Below are 18,717 nucleotides of genomic sequence, written 5' to 3' on the forward strand. Positions count from 1 at the left end.
AGGGATTTTTTGTTTAATCATATACAACAGTTTATGTGATCTATTACATTCTTTCATGACATACCCTATATCCTACGAATGATTTAAAATCATAGGCCTGTTATATCTTGAACGACTTGACTAAGTTGATGAAGAAATCTCTGAAGTAAATTTATGTGACGTTGATCTTGATTGGCTTGCCAATTGCGGAATGTCAAAGCCATGATCCAGATCCAGTAATGGGAATAATAAATCTGCTACCCGATAAGCCTCATCAATCAATGGCCAACCAGATAAAATAAATGCAGAAGTTCCCTGTGCCTGAAACTCCCTAATTCGGGCCGCCACATTTTCTGCACTGCCCACCAAAGTGGTTCCCGCCAGTGGTCCCAATACATTAAAGCCATGTAATGCAGGCCCTGTCCAGATATTCGGGTAAATTTCAAAGTCTTTGGCGTTTGGCAATTTCCCTGATTTAATGGTATCTATATTTTGTTGGATCTGTGGATTGTCAGACTGATAACTTTCAAATGTTTCGCCCGGCGGTAATTGGCGTTTAATAGATTGAATCGCATATTCTACTGAAGTATGGTCAATCAAATACTGCGCGTAGTCCCATGCCTCTTGTTCTGTTTCCCGTACAATAATTTGTAGACGTGTTCCAAATTTCAGGCGTTTACCAATCTTGGCAGCTTCGGCTGCAACCCGACGAAATTTTTCACCCAGTCGTTGTGGCGTATCTGCAAAGCTCAAATAAACATCTAACACTTCAATCGAATGAGCAACACCGGCTGCTGAAGTTCCTGCACCCCATAAAGGCAAACCTTGCGGATAATAGGTTTTCTTGTGTGAATCGGCTGCCACACTTTTACTTTGCTGGACCAACTCGGGAGGAAATGGTGCAAGTTTGATATATTCGCCTTCATAACCATCGGTTTCACCCTTGAAAATTTTCTGAAAAGCCTGCCAGTATTCCAAGCTATACCGATATCGCTCATCATGCGGATAATGAACGCCAAAAGCAGGTAATGCACGGTCATTACCATTCACCGCATTAAACAATAAACGACCTTCTGAAAACTGCTCTATGGTTGATGCAATCTGTGCTAATTTCGCAGGACCAACCAGACCGGGATGAATAGCGGCAAGAAATTTCAAGCGCTGCGTTGAGCTAATTAACGATGACGTAACTGTTAATACTTCGTTGCCACCCAACCCAGTTGCCAGTAAAGCACCATAAAAACCAAGATCATCAATGGTTGATGCAAGACGTTGTAAATGTTTAAAGCCGGTATTCCAGCGACCGTGTGGTTCCCATGGAATTGGCCCATCAGGTAAAGTCAGATACCAGAGTAATTTAATTTTTTCTGGTGTTTCAACAAGTGAATGCTTTTCTAATGTCACGTTATATTCCTTTTTCAATCAATTTAATAAAAGACAAGATTGAATTTGCAGGGAATGTGCCATTAATTTATTAGCATAATATACTGATTTATTTTGAAATTAATTTTATTATATTTTTATTCGAGGTTAAATATCAACATTCATGTTGTATTTTCAACATTGATGGTTTGTCTCCATTGACTGCACTAGCTAAATGTAATCATTAATTGATTACACTTAGCCAGAATTTTTCAGTTGATTAATTCAATTATTTAAACTTCGTCACATTCTCAGCACGTTCTTTTAACAACACCGAATTATATTCACCCGGTGGGACATCATTTAAGTAATAATTACCGATGTGATATAAACGCCAGCGAATCGGGTCATGCGTGGTATGGGTACGTGCATTACGCCAGAAACGGTCCAAATTCCATTTTGACAAAGTAGAACTTGCGCCAAGTAAGCCAAAGATTTCACTGGAGATTTTAAGCGAAGCAGCATCGGAATGATAACGTGTCGCCGCCACCGATAAAATAAGTTTGGTTTGTAAATCCTCATCAAGAATATCGGCCAAGTGTTGCTGATAAATCGCAGCAGAACGATCCAATAAGGCTTCGGCAGCATCGGCCAAAGCTGCAAATTCACCAATTTGCTTGATAATATGTGGTTCGTGTGTTGCTGCATCGACACCACTTTCCACCCAAGGGCGGGCATGGTGTTTTAAATAATCAACCGCTGCATTTAAGGCACCGACTGCAATCCCGGTATCCATGGCAGCATGTAAGATTTGTGGCCAGGTTAAACCTGTTCTCAATTGAAAACCGCCAGCATCTCTTTTGGGAATAAAGCGCTCATCCACCACGATATTGTTAAAATTTACCGTGCCACTGACACTATTGTTCTGACCAATTGCATCCCAGTCATCAACCAGCTCAAGTCCTGGCGTATCACGGTGCAACAAGATACCGACTGGACCATTGTCACTACCTGCGGTTAAAGAAATCCATTCGGCCAGTAAAGAACCTGTAGAATAAAATTTACTGCCATTTAAAATCAATTGCCCTTGTGCATTGCGATCCACGCGGGTTTTATGAGAAAACTTATTTTTACCGCCAATTTCTGCCAATGCATTACCAAAACGTTTACCCGCCAGAATATCTGCCACCAAACGATCACGGATCTCATCGCTGTAACCAGTAAATACACCTCGTACCATGACAAAATGAATTTGCAATAATTGTCCAACACCTGCATCGGCTGCCGAGATAATTTTCACCACATTAACAATGGTAAAAACACTTGCCCCCAATCCACCGAATTCTTTAGGCACACTAATTGCCGTTAAACCTGCTTCTGACACCAGTTTGGCCTGCGCATAAGGCACCACACGATTATATGCGGTATCCTTGGCATAATTTTCCAATGCTTTGGCAACGTCTTTTGCCACTTCAATAGCTTCATCTTCACTATGTAGATGACGCACAGCCCCAAGCTGTAAAAAGTCACTTTGATGAATATCGTTCATGTTTTACTCCAAAAAAAAATCTGATTTTTAAACTCATTTTCAAATTGCGCTTATAACTGCTGTTGAATACCGACCAGATAGATTTTCTCTGCCTGCTGGCGCTTCAATCCAATCTGGTTCTGCTATACAAGCAAACAACTTTCCGTCTCTTCTTGCGTTTCTGCTTTTACCAGTGATGGTGCATGAGAAAGCAATAATTGCGTATACGCATGTTTGGGCTGACTTAATACTTGATCAGTTTCGCCAAATTCGACAATTCTGCCCTGCTTTAACACTGCAACACGGTTGGCAACAGCTCTGACCACACCCAGATTATGGGTAACAAATAAAATGGTGACGCCATGCTGCTGTAATTCCTGTAACAGCTGCAAAATCGAGGCTTGTACCGAAACATCGAGTGCCGAGGTGATCTCATCACAAATCAGAATTTCAGGCTGACATAACAAAGCTCTGGCGATGGCAATACGTTGCCGTTCACCGCCGGATAAATCACGTGGATAAAGAGATTTGGTTTGTTCTGGCAAAGAAACCTGCGCCAATACATCGGAGACTCTGGCTGCTGTTTCCTGTGCATTGGTATTAAAAAAATGCTGAACCACTTTGGACAGCGTTTGACCAATCGTATGCGCAGGATTTAACGCCTTATAGGGATTCTGGAAAATATATTGCAGTTTATGTCGCTGTTTTAAGCTACGTTTTTTTGCCTGAAACGGCAATAATTCATTTTCTAAATAAACCTGTCCCTCAACACTTTCATTTAATCCGGCGATGGCTTTGGACAATGTGGTTTTACCTGAGCCACTCTCACCGACCAGTGCCAAACACTCACCTTTTTTCAGATCAAACGCCACATCAAACAAGACCTGTTGTGAACCATACCAAGCATTCACCTGCTGTGCTTTTAACACAACAGTTTGATCAGAGCGGGTATGTGCCAATTCATCTACGATATTATGGATGTCTATCAGTTTGACCCATTCCAAATGATGACACGCCACATAATGCGGATCAAACTCATCGGCCAGTTGAATCAATTCGGGTGCTTTCTGATGACATAAGTCGGTGGCATACTGACACCGATCCACAAATGCACAGCCTTTAGGCCGGTGATTGGGTGAAGGTGCATGCCCCTGAATCGGTGCCAAGGCTTTTTTAACCGCAACATCTGGAATGGCGCGGATCAGACCATAGGTATAAGGATGGCGTGGATGCTCAAATAGCTGATCCAATACAGCATCTTCGGCAATCTTGCCCGCATACAGCACAATCACCCGATCGGTAATATCTTTGACCACGGTTAAGTCATGTGATACATACACTGCGGCAACACGATATTCCTGACACAATTTACGGATAATATTCAGTATGAGCGATTGGGTGGTCACATCCAGCGCCGTCGTGGGTTCATCCAAAATAATCAGTTTGGGCTGTAAAATAAACGCCAGCGCCAATAAAATACGTTGCTGCTGTCCACCTGACAGTTGATGCGGATAACGCTTGAGAAAATCATGATCAAAAGGCAGCCCCACTTCTTGTAAAATCTTGCTGATCTTACCCTGATGCTGTGCTTTGGACTGTTCAGGTTGATGAACCTCAAGCAACTCATCAAGTTGTTGGCCAATTTTTAGCGCAGGATTCAGCGCTGTACCAGGATCTTGTGCCACATGGCTGACTTTTTTCCCTCGAATTTGTCGAAGTTGTTGATCATTTAGGCGCAAGATATCCTGCCCATCAATCTCTATTTTTCCTGATACAATTTTGGCGCCATGACGCGCATAACCGAGTAAGGCACTGGACAATGTGGTTTTACCTGATCCGCTTTCACCGACCAAACCCAAGACTTCACCTTCTTTTAGCGAAAAAGTAATATCAGATACAATCGGGTTGGCCGTGGTCACCAGCGATACATTTAAATTTTCCACAGTCAATACGGTTTTTTTATAGCTGGGATTCAAATTATCAGTCATTTATTTTTCCTCGATCCGTGCTGCTGCCCGTCCTACACCCTCTGCCAGCACATTGGTGCCTAAAGCAAACAGCGCAATCAAGACCACTGGAGCAAATACAGCCCACGGTTGAATCAGTAATCCTGCACGGTTTTCATTGATCATTAGCCCCCAGTCTGCAGTAGGTGGTGCAACGCCATAACCCAAAAATGCCAAACCCGATAACATGCCAACAGCCCAAGTCAACATCACGCCTAAATGAATCAATAGAGGCGTCAGCATATTCGGTAAAATTTCCCGAAATAAAATATAACCTTTCGAATAACCGAGAATTTTTGCCGACTCAACATATTCTTGCTCGACAATATTCAAGGCCACACCACGAGACAAACGGATCACCGCAGGAATGAACGCAAGTGCGACTGTAATAACAATTAACCACGGATCACGTCCTAACATCGAAACAATCAGCAAAACCAGAATCAAATCGGGAAATGCCATAAAAATATCGGTTATCCAGATAATAAACTGATCAACTTTACGCTTGGCAAAAGCTGCCAATAAACCCAATGCTGAACCGATGAATAAGGCAATGGCACTTGCTGCCACCGACATCCAGATCACCGATTGACCGCCCAGTAATACTCTTGACCAAACATCATGCCCAATATAGTCATAACCCAGTAAGGATTTCCCCTCCGGTTGCCCATAGGTCAAACCAACCAATGCCGTTTCGCTATAGGGTGCAAATAAGGGCCCAATTACTGCAAATAACACCACCAGTAATGTGACCGTAAAACCAAAACGGACTTGACGTTCTCGCAGTAAAGCATGAAAAAATTTGCTTTGTTGTAGACTCAATATGCTCATGATTGATCCCCTGCTTTTTCTTGTTGATCAGCCTGTTGTTCTTTTTTAAGGGCACTGCTTTTGAGTGCATTACGACGATCAACTGGTTTTACAGTCACAGGACGACCGGATTTCCATAAATTTAAAGCCAGACGTTTACCCGGTGAACGTGCTTTAAAATGCCGTGTGGTACGTAATTTCGGTGTCAATAATGTGGTCAGCAAGTCGGCAAAAAGATTGACCAATACCACACACACCGTTAGCAACAGCACAATGGCCTGTATGGTCGGAATATCACGCATTTCAATCGCAGCATTCAAGGCATTACCAATACCAGGATAACTAAATACCACTTCGACAATCAGACCACCGCTGATCAAGACCCGCAAAGATAAGGCAATCCCCTGAACAGTCGGCACTAAAGCATTTCTCAATACATGGTTCCAGATGATACGACGTTCCGGAATACCGCGCAGTCTTGCCGAGATCACATATTCCGATTCCAAGGCATCAATCATTGATCCACGCACCAGACGCATTAAATAAGGCACCAGCGACAGGGTTAGCGTCAATAAAGGCAGGATTAAAAATTCAATCTGTAAAAATGCCGATTTATTCGGTTCCAATAATGATGCGGCTGGCAAAATCTGAAAGACTGAGATGGAAAACAGCATCATCAACCAGATCGCCAGAACAAAACCCGGTACTGCTTTAAACAGGATTGAACCGGAAACAATGATACGGTCCAGCTTACTGTCACGATGTAATGCCAGCCATACACCGGAGATCACCGAGACCGGCACTGTGACCAGAATCACCAAAAATGTCAGCACCGCAGTATTGGCAAAAAAATTGGAAATAATCTGAATCACAGGGACTTGGGAATCAATAGAGCGACCAAAATCACCCTGTATGATATTCCCCAGCCAAGTCCAGTACTGCACCAAAATCGGCTGATTTAAACCCAGTTGTTCGCGTAATACTTCTACGGTCGCTTCGGGTGCTTCGGGACCTAAAATGACTCTGGCTGGATCAGAAGGTAAAGCTTGGGTTGCAATAAACACGATCAGCGTAATCACAAATACCACCAGAAATCCAGAAAACAATCGCCCAATAAACCAGGGCAACCATGCTGGAAGTTCAAAGTGTTGGCTTGAAGATTGTGTCTGCACCTGATCTGCAACCTCTGTGGCTTGAGTCGTCATAATTTATTTCTATCCTCTACGCCAGAATCCATCCGTTCTCCATGCAGCAAAGCCGGTACGATCTGGAGAAATACCACCAATCTCATTGGCATGGGCATCAAGCACATTGTTAAAGCCCCAAATCAGTAAACCACCTTCTTCATGTTGAATATTTTGTGCCTGATGGACATATTGTTTACGCTTTTCCAGATCTGCTTCCTGTAATGCACTTGAGACCAGATCATTAAATTTGGCATGATTAAAACGGGTCTTATTATTGGCAGCGCCAGGACCATCAATCTGTATAACGGTTAATAAAAACGGACGAGAGACGCTTCCACCAGCACTAAATGCCCAATCCTGTTTAAGGGCATTGGAGAATGTTGCCGGATCAACTTGTCTTACATTGACCTTAACCCCGGCCTGTGCCGCATGTTGAGCAAATACCAATGCAGCATTACTATCTGGTCCGGTATATAAATCCACCGTTAAATTCTGATCAAAACCAGCTTCTTTTAGCAGTGCCTTCGCCTTGGCCAGATCCTGTCGCCGTTGTGCGATATCGTGGTTATAGACAGGATCACTGAATGAATATAAATCGTTGGCAATTCGTCCTTGCCCGGCCAAAGCACGTTTCACCAAATCATCTCGATCGGCTATCAGGCGAAATGCCTGACGGACTTTAGGATTATTAAATGGTGGCTTGCTTAAATTCATATCAAAAGACTGCCAGGCATCCGTTTCGGAGGAAACAACTGTTAATTTTTTGTTGGCCTGCAATAACGGTAAATGCTCGGCAATCACACCTGACGCCACATCAATCTGACCGGCCTGTAAAGCTGCCAAACGTCCGGTTTGATCTTTAAAATCCAGAATTTCAATGGCATCGGCATAGGGTTGGTCAGGTTTCCAAAAGTTATCAAAGCGTACAAAACGGGAACGCTGGCCTGGGGTGAAGTTATCCAGTTTATAAGGTCCTGCACCAATAACATTATGAATTGGATCATAATCGGTAGGGACAATACCGCCCCAACTCATCCATGCTTCAGGCAATGCCACCAGACCTTTACCTGCGGCAAACGGAATTTCTACCGTGTATTCATCCAGTTTTTTGATATTGTTACGCTGTAACGAATACAGATAAGCGGCATAAGGCGATGCCAATTGGGGATCGGTTAAACGACGAAGCGAAAAAATCACATCATCAGCAGTAATGGTTTTGCCATGATGAAATTCCAGACCCTTTTTTAAACGGATCGTCCATTTGGTTCCGTCGGCATTCGGTTCGGCAAATTCTGCCAGTGCCAGTTTGGGCTGAATATCACGCCCCCATTCCCACAATTTGGCATACAATGGCCAGCCACGAAATGCACTGCCCATACCAATCGGTTTATGTGCATCAAGATTGCCCGACTGATTGCCATTAATCACACCAATTTTAATTACCCCCCCTTTTTTCGGGGTTTCATTGCTGCCTGCTGCGTCAGCCGTCGTGGTGGCCTGATCATTTGGCGCCTCATTACGCGAGCAAGCAACCAGACTCGTTGCAGCCACAGCGCCCAGCCCCAACAGCCCGCTTTGTTTCAATAATTCTCTACGTGTAATATTTGTCATATGGATATACCTAAAAATTGTGTTATTTCAGCCAAAGATTTTCATAACGCCAAGTTGCAAACTGTGTTTGCTCTGCGGCTGCACCGCCGATTTTTGTCGAAAAAGCATCAATCACTGTGGGAAATGACCAGATCAACAGCCCGCCTTTTTCATGCTGAATCTGTTGTGCTCGATGAACCAAAGGTTTTCTTTTTTCCAGATCAGGTTCTGTCAATGCCTGAGCAAAAAGTTCTGAAAATTCTGGATCGTTAAAATGTGTTTTATTAGCCACGGACACTGGGGCATCTACATGTAATGCCGTGGACAAAAAAGATTCCGCCAATAAAGAGCCAGTACTAAAGGTAAAATTATTACGATTTGCCCCATTAAAGGTTGCTGCATCGACATATTTCACTTTAATTTCTACACCAACCTGCTTGGCCTGTTCTGCTAAAATTAAAGCCGCCTGATAATAACTATTGGGGGTGGTAATCAGCTCAACGGACAAAGGTTTAGCTTTTGAAGCGTCATAACCTGCTTCAGCCAACAATGCCTTGGCTTTTGCCAAATCCTGTGTCCGCTGTGGAATGCTGTGATTAAACGTTGGATCATGTGGAGAATAAAGATCATTGGCCACTTGCCCCAAACCATTCAACGCACGCTGAATCAAATCCTCACGATCTACCAGTAATTTAAAGGCCTCTACCACTCTCGGATCATTAAAAGGCGGCTTGGATAAATTCATATCAAAAGACAGCCAGCCAGCAGTTTTTGATTCAATCAGCTGAATCCGTTTGTCCAATTGCAAAAGCTTATATTGCTCGGCAGCCACATTGCCGATTAAATCAATTTGACCATTTTGGAATGCCAATAAACGTGAGGTCTGGTCTTTGAAATCGATAATTTGTAATTCATCAGCATAGGGTTTGCCGTCCTTAAAATAATTTTCAAAACGACTAAAGGTTGAACGCTGACCGGGTATAAACTCTTTTAACTTATACGGACCTGCGCCAACTGGATTACTGACTGGATCGTAATCGGTAGGGACAATACCGCCAAAATTGGTCCAAGTGTCAGGTAACGGCACAAAGCCCTGAGCATCTCTAAAACCAATTTCAACCGTGCGATTATCCAATTTTTTCAAGTGATTGACATCAACTGCATACAACAAGGAAGCAAAAGGCGATGCCAGTTTTGGATCAACCAGACGTTTGAGAGAAAAAATCACGTCATCGGCAGTAATGGTTTTGCCATGATGAAATTCCAATCCTTTTTTTAAGCGAATGGTCCACTTGGTCGCATCCGTATTGGCTTCTGCCGACTCGGCCAAGGCCAGACGCGGCACCATGTTTTCATCCCACTCCCACAGTTTGCTATATAAAGCAAAACCTCGTTGTACACCGGTACCAATCGGTTTATGTACATCCAAATTACCAACCTGATTGCCGCCCAGTAATCCGATACGGAGCACCCCACCATAACGAGGCTGATCATTTCCTGCATTTACCGATTGTTGTTGCTCAGTACTGGTTGTACGATCACAACCTTGTAACAGCCCTGCTCCGAATGCCAAGGCCGAAGTACCCAATAAGCTGTGCTTGATAAAATCTCGTCGAGTGGAATGTGCCATGTGATCTACTCCTATGCCACAGTCTTTTCTGGGACTGGAGAAATCTTGGTCTGATCTGCAACGTTTAAAGCAGGAATATCAAAACCATGATCCAGATCAAGCAATGGAAATAACAGATGTGCGACACGATAAGCTTCGCTGATCAATGGAAAACCGGACAAAATAAATGCCGAAGTTCCATGCTGCTCATATTCCTTGATCCGTGCTGCAATATTCTCTGCACTACCGACCAGCGTTGTTCCCGATGCAGGTCCCAGAAAATCAAAGCCAAACCAAGATGGACCAATCCAAATATTCGGATAAATTTCAAAGTCTTTGGCTTTGGGTAAAATTCCCTGACGTAATAATTCCAGATTTTTTTGAATTTTCGGATCGGCACTTTGATAGCTTTCAAATGTTTCATTCGGTGGCAACTGACGTTTCACTGCCGCAATTGCATAATCGACATCAATTTTATCGAGTAAAGACTGAGCATAGTCCCATGCTTCTTGTTCAGTTTCACGTACAATAATCTGTAGGCGGGTACCATATTCTAAGGTTCGACCAATCTTTGCGGCTTTCTCTGCGACTTTTTTAAACTTCGCTCCCAACAAAGGTGGCGTATTGGCAAAACTTAGATAGACATCAAGTAACTCAACCGAATGTTGCATACCTTTTTCAGAGGTGCCTGCACCCCACAATGGTACACCTTTGAGATTGGTTGGACCGTGCCAAGTTGCCATGGGAATTGGCGGTTCATGGCGTGGCGTAATTTTGACAAATTTGCCATCAAAGCCAGTTTTATCGCCTAAATAATTTTGCTGGAATGCGGTCCAGTATTCTTTACTATAGTCATAGCGTTCATCATGCGGATAATGAATCCCCAATGAAGCCAGCCCGACATCATTGCCATTGACCACATTAAACAATAAGCGTCCTTTGGAAAACGCATCAAAAGTCTGTGCATATTTTGCCAATACCGCTGGTTGCACTTCACCGGGATGCTGTGCCACCAAAAATTTGAGTCGCTCGGTAAATGGAATCAAACTGGCTGCGACGGCCAGTGTTTCATATTCACTGGTTCCCATCAATGAGCCATAAAAACCTAATTTGTCGGCAGTGGTTGCCACCTGTTTAAGATGGTCATAGTCTGTATCCCAACGACCTTGTTCAAGCCAAGGATACGGACCATCGGGAGAGGTCAAATACCAAAGTATTTTTACAGCCATAATTATTCCAAGTATTTAAAAATTAAAATCTATTTTTATCAATTGCCGATTTAATGAATAGGCAATAAACCTAATGTTCTGGCTTTTTCAGTTAAGCCACTCATTTTCCATTGCTGTTTCAAAACACCTTGTCCGTAATCACGACTGCCACCGATTAATTCTGCCAGCAACTGGATATTAGCCCCTTCTTCCAGCAACAAAATAAATTCGGCAGTTTCCTGTAATCCCTTACGCCCCCAGACCGTTGCTCCGCCGTTGGCTTCTAAAATGGCACGATGTTCAATATCAATATTGAGTTGATCCAGAATAAAATCGACTTCTGCCTGACGACGGTCGATATACACAGGCAATTCTTTAAATAAATGAAAGCGTTGTACCGGTACATAGCGTACAGGCAAGGTGCGATGCGTTTGCGCCCAAGCACCCAGACTTGGCGCATGAACATGTGAAATCGTGGTGACATCGGCATGTTCACGGAATAATTTGTTATAACGTCCACCACCTGCTTTACGTCCGACCAGCACTTCACCATCAAGTGTTTCTACCGAAACTGAACTTTTGCGATCGCGTACCCAAGGACCGGCATAATTAAAATTAACCAGTTTGTCTTCAAAAGGGACACGCTCAACAAAACCGACTGTCCCGTTGGCAGTAATCGTGTTGGTTTGACGAAAAACTTCGAATGCATATTCGGCACGTTCACGATTTTCATCAATAAAGTTGGTTAATTGCTCAGAAAGTGGGGTTTGAATAATTGCAGCACTCATCATGAATTCCTGTTTTAAAGTAAGATAAAAAAATCAAGATGCTTTTTTCTGGCGACGTTCGATCACTGCCTGTAATGGACGAACATCCACCCATGCATCGATATCAACATCGTGTTCTAAAAAGCCATGCAACCATAAAAAGTCTTTTTGCTGTTTCAATAGTTGAATACGTTCCACATCTAAAGATGGATGCAATGATTTATGGAAGTTATTACGATATGCAGTTGCCACACTTTCTGCGCCTGCGATGGTTTCACTTTGCAGAATTTCCAGCACTTCATCTAAATGATCTTTGGCCCAGTCTGCGGTATCAAACAATTCTTCAAGAAAATCAACCACCACATCAAAATGGTTTTCCAGTAGATCTTCATGCACAGTAATCGGACGAGGCGTACCGTTATTGACGCGTGATGTGATATCGTCAAATTGATCCAGATCAATCCCTACCTTCAAGCCACGTTTTTTCGCAGCATCAACCGCAGATGCACCTTTGACGTATACCGCATCAACTTCACCTGTTAATAAAGCATCCAGTCCTGACCAATAAGTACTGGCATCACGCGTATTGGTTTTGTCGATGTCTTGCTTGCTTTTACCACGCTCAGGCACCTCCACGAACTTCACATCATTTAAATGCAAGCCTGCCAGTTGCAATGCGCCTCGAATACCCTGTAGCGACATGGCACGGAAAATACTGCCAGAACGACGCTCTGAATATTGTGGCAAGGCAACCTTGACACCTTTTAAATCTTCTGGCTGATGAATATTTGAATCAGGTCGAACAATAATGACTTGCCACTCATCAATCCAAGTCAAACCAATCAAGCGGCTTGGTGCACCTTCTGCAATCGCTGCCAATGCAGGCACATTACCACCCTCACGAAACAGTGCTGGCAGTTGATGATCGGTATGGTGAATCGCCAGATCCTTTTGCGCATCCTGTAAAGTGGCGACATCAATATTCAGTTGGGCAAATTTATTCGCCAGTGTTCCTCTTTTTAACGCAATACCAGTTGCCGTCGGTACTGGACAACGGGTGACCCAGATATGGTTCAACTTTTTTTTAGCACTGTTATCCTGAAAACTGATCTCATCATTAATTAAAGACATGTGTATTCCTTATTAAAAATTTTAAAAGTAATACATATACGGCAACTATCGTGCCATTTAATTTTATTAATATATTTCAATTATTTATGTGTTTTTATTAATTTTATATTGTTTGAATTACATCAGCTTCTTTGTAAAATTGTTGAATTTTCAACACTTAAATCAAAATTCCCCCGTCGCCGAAAAATATGTCATAAAAAATGGATTAAGTTGTCTTAATCCATTTTTTACAACAATAAACGCCAATCTATAGCGTGACTTTCTTGCCGTGTAATTTTGCCTCGGCAATATCTAAATTAGGTACAGCGACCGAAGGTAGCACATCATCTTGCTCAATTTGTTTATTGATGCCCAAATTTTGATTGGCTTGTTCTGTCTTTGCCTTGACCTCTTGCTCACGACGTCCTTTAGCAGGTGCCCACTCCAGAATCGGTAAAGCACGTGCTACAGCCAAAGTAATCCGATCCCGCAACGCTTCACTTTTTACCGTATATTATGGGGTAAAATCAAGATCCGTTGCATACACGCCTATCGGTAAGGTTTGCGCCTGAAAAAAACTAAATAAGGGACGAAGCTGATGTTCTAAAACCAGCGCATGACGATCACTTCCCCCTGTAGCAGCCAATAATACCGGCACATCCACCAGTGCAGTCTGTTCAACAAAATCAAATAAATGTTTAAATAATCCGGTAAAAGAAGCCCGATATACTGGTGTCCCCACAATGAGTGCATCTGCGGCTTCAATTGCCGCCAAATCATCCTGTACCTGTTTGGGCAATTGATTGCGATAAATCGCACCGCCGAATAATGCCCCAATTTCGCTGAGTTTCACAAACTTTAAATTAATCTCTGTGGCCTGAGCCAGCTCATCAACAATGGCCTGAATTAAACTTTCAGTTTTAGACGGGGTATTTAAGCCGCCGGATACTGCAACAATATTCAATGCTTTTGGTTTTGCATTTAAATTTGACATATCTGAACCTTAATAGAATGTATTCATTTAAAATAAATGCCATATCAAATATACATATTTAAATTAGGGACAGCCCGCAATCCATTGCCAACGTTCAAAGTTTAACTCAACAAAAGGATAGGCTATCGCGCATGCTTTGACTTCAAATATCTATTTTCATATCACATTAATTGTGTGTCAAAACCCGGTTATCCCCAGGTTTTGACGATCTGATTAACTGATGATGTTAAGCCACTTGAGATTTGATTTCTGTTGTTGTCCGTTCAAGTTTTGCACGTTGTGTTTTAAAGTGTGGTAAGACATGTTCACCCAAACGATAAGCCTCTTCCAAATGTGGGTAGCCGGCTAAGAAAAATAGTTCAATCCCAATGCTGTTATATTCTTCAATTCGGGCGATGATTTGCTGATAACTTCCAACCAAGGCAACTCCGGGTGGAATACCGATATAGCCAAAGCCTGACCAGATATTGTCATGAATAAAAAAGTCTTCGACTTTTCTGGCACCATCTTTCTCGGCATATTCTTTTTCAAAACTTAACACACGTGCCGAACGTAATCCGGCATGTGCCGCCGCCGCATTCAATCTTTGTTTTTCTACGGCCTCGTCAAGAAAGCGTTGGGCTTCCTGATAAGCTTCCTGCTCGGTACGTCTGGCAATGGTATCAATCGACAAACCAAATTTAATCTGTTCACGTCCGTACTTTTTAGCACGGGCTCGAATATCTGCAATTAATGCAGCAATTTCCTCTGGCTTTTCCGCCCGCATCAGATAGTAATCGGCATGTTTTGCGGCAAATTCACGTGCAGCCTCCGATGAGCCTGCGGTACAGATCACCGGTAACTGTGCTTTGTTTAAAGGATATTTTAATCCGCCGCCTTCTGCCTGATAATATTTACCTTGATAATGAAAAGATTCATTGTGCCAATAACCTTTAACCACATCCAAAAACTCGGTCGCACGTTCATAGCGATCATCATGTGCGATATTATCGCCAACCTGACGCTGAATAACCTCGGAACCACCGTTAATGATATTCCACACCAGACGATTGCCCGTCGCACGCTGGTACGTGGCAGCACTTTGCACCGCATTATATGGACTAAAATGATAAGGCTGAAAAGCCGTAACAAAATTCAGTTTACGCGTTTCACGAGCCAATAACGAACAAACTGTCCACGGTTCTTCACCACTGGGTGAATTGACCATTAATGCGCCTGCAAAACCATTAATTTCTGCGGCACGAGCCACCTGTCCCAGATAATCAATATAGGTAAAATCATCACCCAGTTGATAATTGGATACTGCGCCGGTATTTTCCACGCCTTCAATCTTTGCCCAATCCCCACGATTACGTGGATCACCCGGTAAAAATTCAGTTTCGCCATGCAATGGAAGACGGGTAAAAAATTCTATTCCCATATTTTCACCTAAATTATTTAAACCTAAAAATTTATATCTTTCTTTATCGCAACAACCATGCCAAACAATATAATTATTAATTTTCAAAAACTTAATAAAACATTGATTTTTTTAAGGTCTTTTTTTGCTGGAATACAAACACCCCAGATATACAATCTGCTGAAAAATCACCACTCACTCTCAGAAATAAAAAACATAAAAAAACCGTTTCTTTATCAACCAAGAAACGGCGAGGAGGTGAACTAATCATTTAAATAGTTTTTTTTAGAAGGTATAACTGAACTGCCCCTGTATAGTAAATGGACGCATAGGTTGTAAAAATTCAGAAGTAGAGCCAGCCAATCCATTGACAAAATTACGCTCATCCGTCAGGTTAAGTAAATTCAGCCCGACACTCCATCTGGGTTGTTTATAAAACAATCCCAGATCAAAATTATAGGAGTTCGGTACTTTTACCGTGTGACTAAGGTTGGTGTACCAGTCACTGCTCCACCATCCCGATAGATTAAAGCCTAAGCCGGAATCATGTTCATATTGCAAAAAGGCACTGACTGAATATTTTGGAATTCCTGCTGCCGGATATCTGCCTGCCGCCCGCTGATTCAACCCATTACTATCACCAAATACGGTTTCATTATCTGCAACAAAACCATAGGGAGAGAATCCGGATGGTGTGATCGAAGTATAGACCGCATCCAGCACTGTTAAATTCAATCCCGTTGCAATATTCGGCTGTATTTGCCAGCGCAATGATGATTCCAGTCCCTTAATTTTAAGTCTTGCCATTTCACCATTGGTATCAGGTGATTGATCGCGTGCCTGATGGAAGCCGCTCAGACCAAGGAATAAAACATCTTTAATCGGTTCATATTTAATCCCGATTTCCTTCAAGTCACTTTGGCTATCAAAAGCCAGTGGATTGATTTTATTACCTGGCCCCCAAATAAGAAAAGGTCCGAATACCCCGGTATTTAAAGATGTACTTTTATCATAGGTAAAATAAATAGTGCTATTGTGGGTCGGCTTTACATAGGCACTGGCCTGATAGCTCAACATGCTAAAACGTGCATCATCACGACGTTTGTCAGTTGCTGTCAATACCAGCGGATTCTCCAGTTTTGCCACAATAGAACTATGATTCACGCCCAGATTTAGACCGACAATGTCATTAAAGACAAAGTTTTGCTGGGTAAATGCACTATAGGTATCCCAAAATCCTGAACCAGTATAGACTGCACCGCCACTGGTTGGAAAACCGCCTTTCTCTGCATATAAACCATCACCGGTAGAATACATCGCTGGCAGTTTTAAATAACCAAAATATCGGGAGTATTGCGGCACACCTGCTGTACCAATCCAGCCGCCTGTTGAACTGGTATTATTCTCCAGCCCCAATAAATCCCCGGGATTTTTTTGTGAAGGATTATTGGTTAAATCGTAAGGATTGTTAATAAAACTATTATTGGCAGCAAGCGCAACAAACTTCTCATTACGATAGGTTGCACCGCTACTGGTTTTATGATTGATACTTAAAGCACCGATCTGAAAATCATAATCTGATTGAAGTTCCAGGCGATTATCAAAAATTTCATGTTTTAAATTGGTCAAAAAACTACCCACCGCATTGCCCTTATCCTTGCTATTTTGATAGAGCGTGCTATTTACAATGGTCCAGTTGGGATGAATATCTTTGGCGATACGTAATTGTGTCAAAAATCGGGTTGAGGAATTTTTATCTTCTGCACGACCTGAAATGTAATCTTTAAGTTTGACCTGTTCATTGCCTGGAATCGTCGGATCATAGACCCAGCCTCTAATTGTGCCAGCATCATCAGCAGATGCACTGGGCAGCGCTGTGGTCTGTACCTCACCTACCGCCACATATTTATTGTCTTGCGTTTTTTGACGAACCTGCCATCCAACTACTTCCGAATCTGCGGCACCAGAAGCATAAACAGGCGACCAGTAACTACCATCAGACTGTTGAATAATCGGTGTAGAACGGCCTTTATAGTACAATCCCTTATCGACTGAATCCTGTGTTGCCCGATTCCAGCCATGGGTAATATTATAGTCATAATAATCATCATAGCTAATATTCCAGTCGATCCGTAAACTATCATCGGGTCGCCAGGTCAAAGCACCGTACAATGCATTATAATCATTTTTAACATTGTCATAGTAATCTTCATTTTTTTGTGCAGTACCACTGACACGGTAAGCCAATGTCTCATTTACTCTGCCTTTATGGTCAATATTCAATGAATAATTGGGTTCATACCCTTTACCTTCATACCATGCACCAAAAGTTCCTTTGATCACGGTTTCACTCTTTTCCGCATTTAAATCCGGTTTTTTTGTAATATAGTTGGCATAACCACCCGATCCAGAGGTGGGTGCATAAATAATCCCAGCCGATCCGGTGACGATATCCACCCCTTCATAAGCATTAAAGTTACTCGGATGTCGCGTACTATCGATGCGCTGATTATCCTGAAACACCTCCGAATTCTGTCCCCGAATTTGCGGTGCAAAGTTATTATTTTGTCCCCCGCCACGAGTAATGCCCGGCGCATATTTTGCTAAATCATCAGCGCTACGAATCACATCATTGGCCAAGGTTTCACTATCAATTTGTGTCACTGATCGCGGCGTATCCAGTAAGGTCGTATTTAAACCATAGACCGAACTTACATCCCGTGTAGGTACGACTGTCTGTTTCTTGCTACCAGTGACCACGACTTCACCCAGCGTGACAACATCTGCTTCTGTCTGTGCTTGTACAGTTTGTGCTACATCAGTTTCAGGTTGCGCGACTGGCGGTTGATTTGTTTGTGGCGCAACCAATTGTTGTTGGGATGCTGACTGTAGCGTTTGTTGGGGACCTACTATATTTTCCTGCAAAGCCGAATCTACTGATGTATTCTGACTCACCCGCAGCTCCGCCATCACTGGTGCCGTTGTTGCATAACTCATAATCCCCACAGCAAGCGCCAAACGATGTAATTGAAATTTTTTTTGCATGACATTCTCGATAAACTTTTAAGCTTACTGCCTATAGGCAAAGCTTATGCCAAGCGCATAAATATTTAGTAATGTATTATTATTTAAAGTTTTTTTATAAATTTAACGCATACAGTCCGCTCT

12 protein-coding genes and 1 pseudogene are annotated in these 18,717 nt (G+C 42.6%); all 13 read right to left on the minus strand.

What is annotated here, in order from left to right; genetic code table 11:
- Nucleotides 1-120 precede the first annotated feature (120 nt).
- Nucleotides 121-1,383, minus strand: coding sequence for an LLM class flavin-dependent oxidoreductase (locus CRO21_RS11650; protein WP_228150427.1), 1,263 nt, complete (start codon nt 1,381-1,383; stop codon nt 121-123).
- 247 nt (nt 1,384-1,630) lie between these two features.
- Nucleotides 1,631-2,890: an acyl-CoA dehydrogenase family protein gene (locus CRO21_RS11655; RefSeq protein ID WP_097079477.1), complete on the minus strand. Its 1,260-nt coding sequence runs from the start codon at nt 2,888-2,890 to the stop codon at nt 1,631-1,633.
- Between the two features lie 122 nt (nt 2,891-3,012).
- Entirely contained in the window at nt 3,013-4,857 is a 1,845-nt protein-coding gene (locus tag CRO21_RS11660) for an ABC transporter ATP-binding protein (protein WP_378234934.1), read from the minus strand.
- Nucleotides 4,858-5,706 carry an ABC transporter permease gene (locus tag CRO21_RS11665; protein ID WP_097079478.1) on the minus strand — a complete coding sequence of 283 codons (849 nt, stop codon included), beginning with the start codon at nt 5,704-5,706 and terminating at the stop codon, nt 4,858-4,860.
- Nucleotides 5,703-6,890, minus strand: coding sequence for an ABC transporter permease (locus CRO21_RS11670; RefSeq protein WP_097079479.1), 1,188 nt, complete (start codon nt 6,888-6,890; stop codon nt 5,703-5,705). The genes CRO21_RS11665 and CRO21_RS11670 overlap by 4 nt, the downstream gene beginning before the upstream one ends.
- Nucleotides 6,891-6,899: 9 nt before the next feature.
- Nucleotides 6,900-8,483, minus strand: a complete 1,584-nt coding sequence (locus CRO21_RS11675) for an ABC transporter substrate-binding protein (RefSeq protein WP_097079480.1) — start codon at nt 8,481-8,483, stop codon at nt 6,900-6,902.
- Nucleotides 8,484-8,505: 22 nt separating this feature from the next.
- A complete protein-coding gene (locus CRO21_RS11680) occupies nt 8,506-10,092 on the minus strand; it encodes an ABC transporter substrate-binding protein (RefSeq protein ID WP_097079481.1) in 1,587 nt (528 codons plus the stop codon).
- An 11-nt stretch (nt 10,093-10,103) separates the two neighbouring features.
- A complete protein-coding gene (locus CRO21_RS11685; protein WP_097079482.1) occupies nt 10,104-11,300 on the minus strand; it encodes an LLM class flavin-dependent oxidoreductase in 1,197 nt (398 codons plus the stop codon).
- A 50-nt stretch (nt 11,301-11,350) separates the two neighbouring features.
- Entirely contained in the window at nt 11,351-12,067 is a 717-nt protein-coding gene (locus CRO21_RS11690) for a class II aldolase/adducin family protein (protein ID WP_097079483.1), read from the minus strand.
- 33 nt (nt 12,068-12,100) lie between these two features.
- The gene (locus CRO21_RS11695; RefSeq protein ID WP_097079484.1) at nt 12,101-13,177 is read right to left on the minus strand and encodes an ABC transporter substrate-binding protein; all 1,077 of its coding nucleotides are present in this window, start codon (nt 13,175-13,177) and stop codon (nt 12,101-12,103) included.
- Between the two features lie 247 nt (nt 13,178-13,424).
- Nucleotides 13,425-14,150 (minus strand): annotated as a pseudogene (gene msuE, locus CRO21_RS11700) (FMN reductase).
- 226 nt (nt 14,151-14,376) lie between these two features.
- Nucleotides 14,377-15,570: an LLM class flavin-dependent oxidoreductase gene (locus CRO21_RS11705; RefSeq protein ID WP_097079485.1), complete on the minus strand. Its 1,194-nt coding sequence runs from the start codon at nt 15,568-15,570 to the stop codon at nt 14,377-14,379.
- A gap of 264 nt (nt 15,571-15,834) precedes the next feature.
- Nucleotides 15,835-18,594 carry a TonB-dependent receptor gene (locus tag CRO21_RS11710; RefSeq protein ID WP_322853234.1) on the minus strand — a complete coding sequence of 920 codons (2,760 nt, stop codon included), beginning with the start codon at nt 18,592-18,594 and terminating at the stop codon, nt 15,835-15,837.
- Nucleotides 18,595-18,717: the final 123 nt, after the last annotated feature.

Origin of the sequence: Acinetobacter puyangensis (assembly GCF_900096995.1) — a bacterium.
GTDB lineage: Bacteria > Pseudomonadota > Gammaproteobacteria > Pseudomonadales > Moraxellaceae > Acinetobacter > Acinetobacter puyangensis.

Coding starts and splice junctions, on each gene's coding strand:
- CRO21_RS11655 (WP_097079477.1), bottom strand. CDS start 2,890: ATGAACGATATTCATCAAAGTGACTTTTTACAGCTTGGGGCTGTGCGT.
- CRO21_RS11660 (WP_378234934.1), bottom strand. CDS start 4,857: ATGACTGATAATTTGAATCCCAGCTATAAAAAAACCGTATTGACTGTG.
- CRO21_RS11665 (WP_097079478.1), bottom strand. CDS start 5,706: ATGAGCATATTGAGTCTACAACAAAGCAAATTTTTTCATGCTTTACTG.
- CRO21_RS11670 (WP_097079479.1), bottom strand. CDS start 6,890: ATGACGACTCAAGCCACAGAGGTTGCAGATCAGGTGCAGACACAATCT.
- CRO21_RS11675 (WP_097079480.1), bottom strand. CDS start 8,483: ATGACAAATATTACACGTAGAGAATTATTGAAACAAAGCGGGCTGTTG.
- CRO21_RS11680 (WP_097079481.1), bottom strand. CDS start 10,092: ATGGCACATTCCACTCGACGAGATTTTATCAAGCACAGCTTATTGGGT.
- CRO21_RS11685 (WP_097079482.1), bottom strand. CDS start 11,300: ATGGCTGTAAAAATACTTTGGTATTTGACCTCTCCCGATGGTCCGTAT.
- CRO21_RS11690 (WP_097079483.1), bottom strand. CDS start 12,067: ATGAGTGCTGCAATTATTCAAACCCCACTTTCTGAGCAATTAACCAAC.
- CRO21_RS11695 (WP_097079484.1), bottom strand. CDS start 13,177: ATGTCTTTAATTAATGATGAGATCAGTTTTCAGGATAACAGTGCTAAA.
- CRO21_RS11705 (WP_097079485.1), bottom strand. CDS start 15,570: ATGGGAATAGAATTTTTTACCCGTCTTCCATTGCATGGCGAAACTGAA.
- CRO21_RS11710 (WP_322853234.1), bottom strand. CDS start 18,594: ATGCAAAAAAAATTTCAATTACATCGTTTGGCGCTTGCTGTGGGGATT.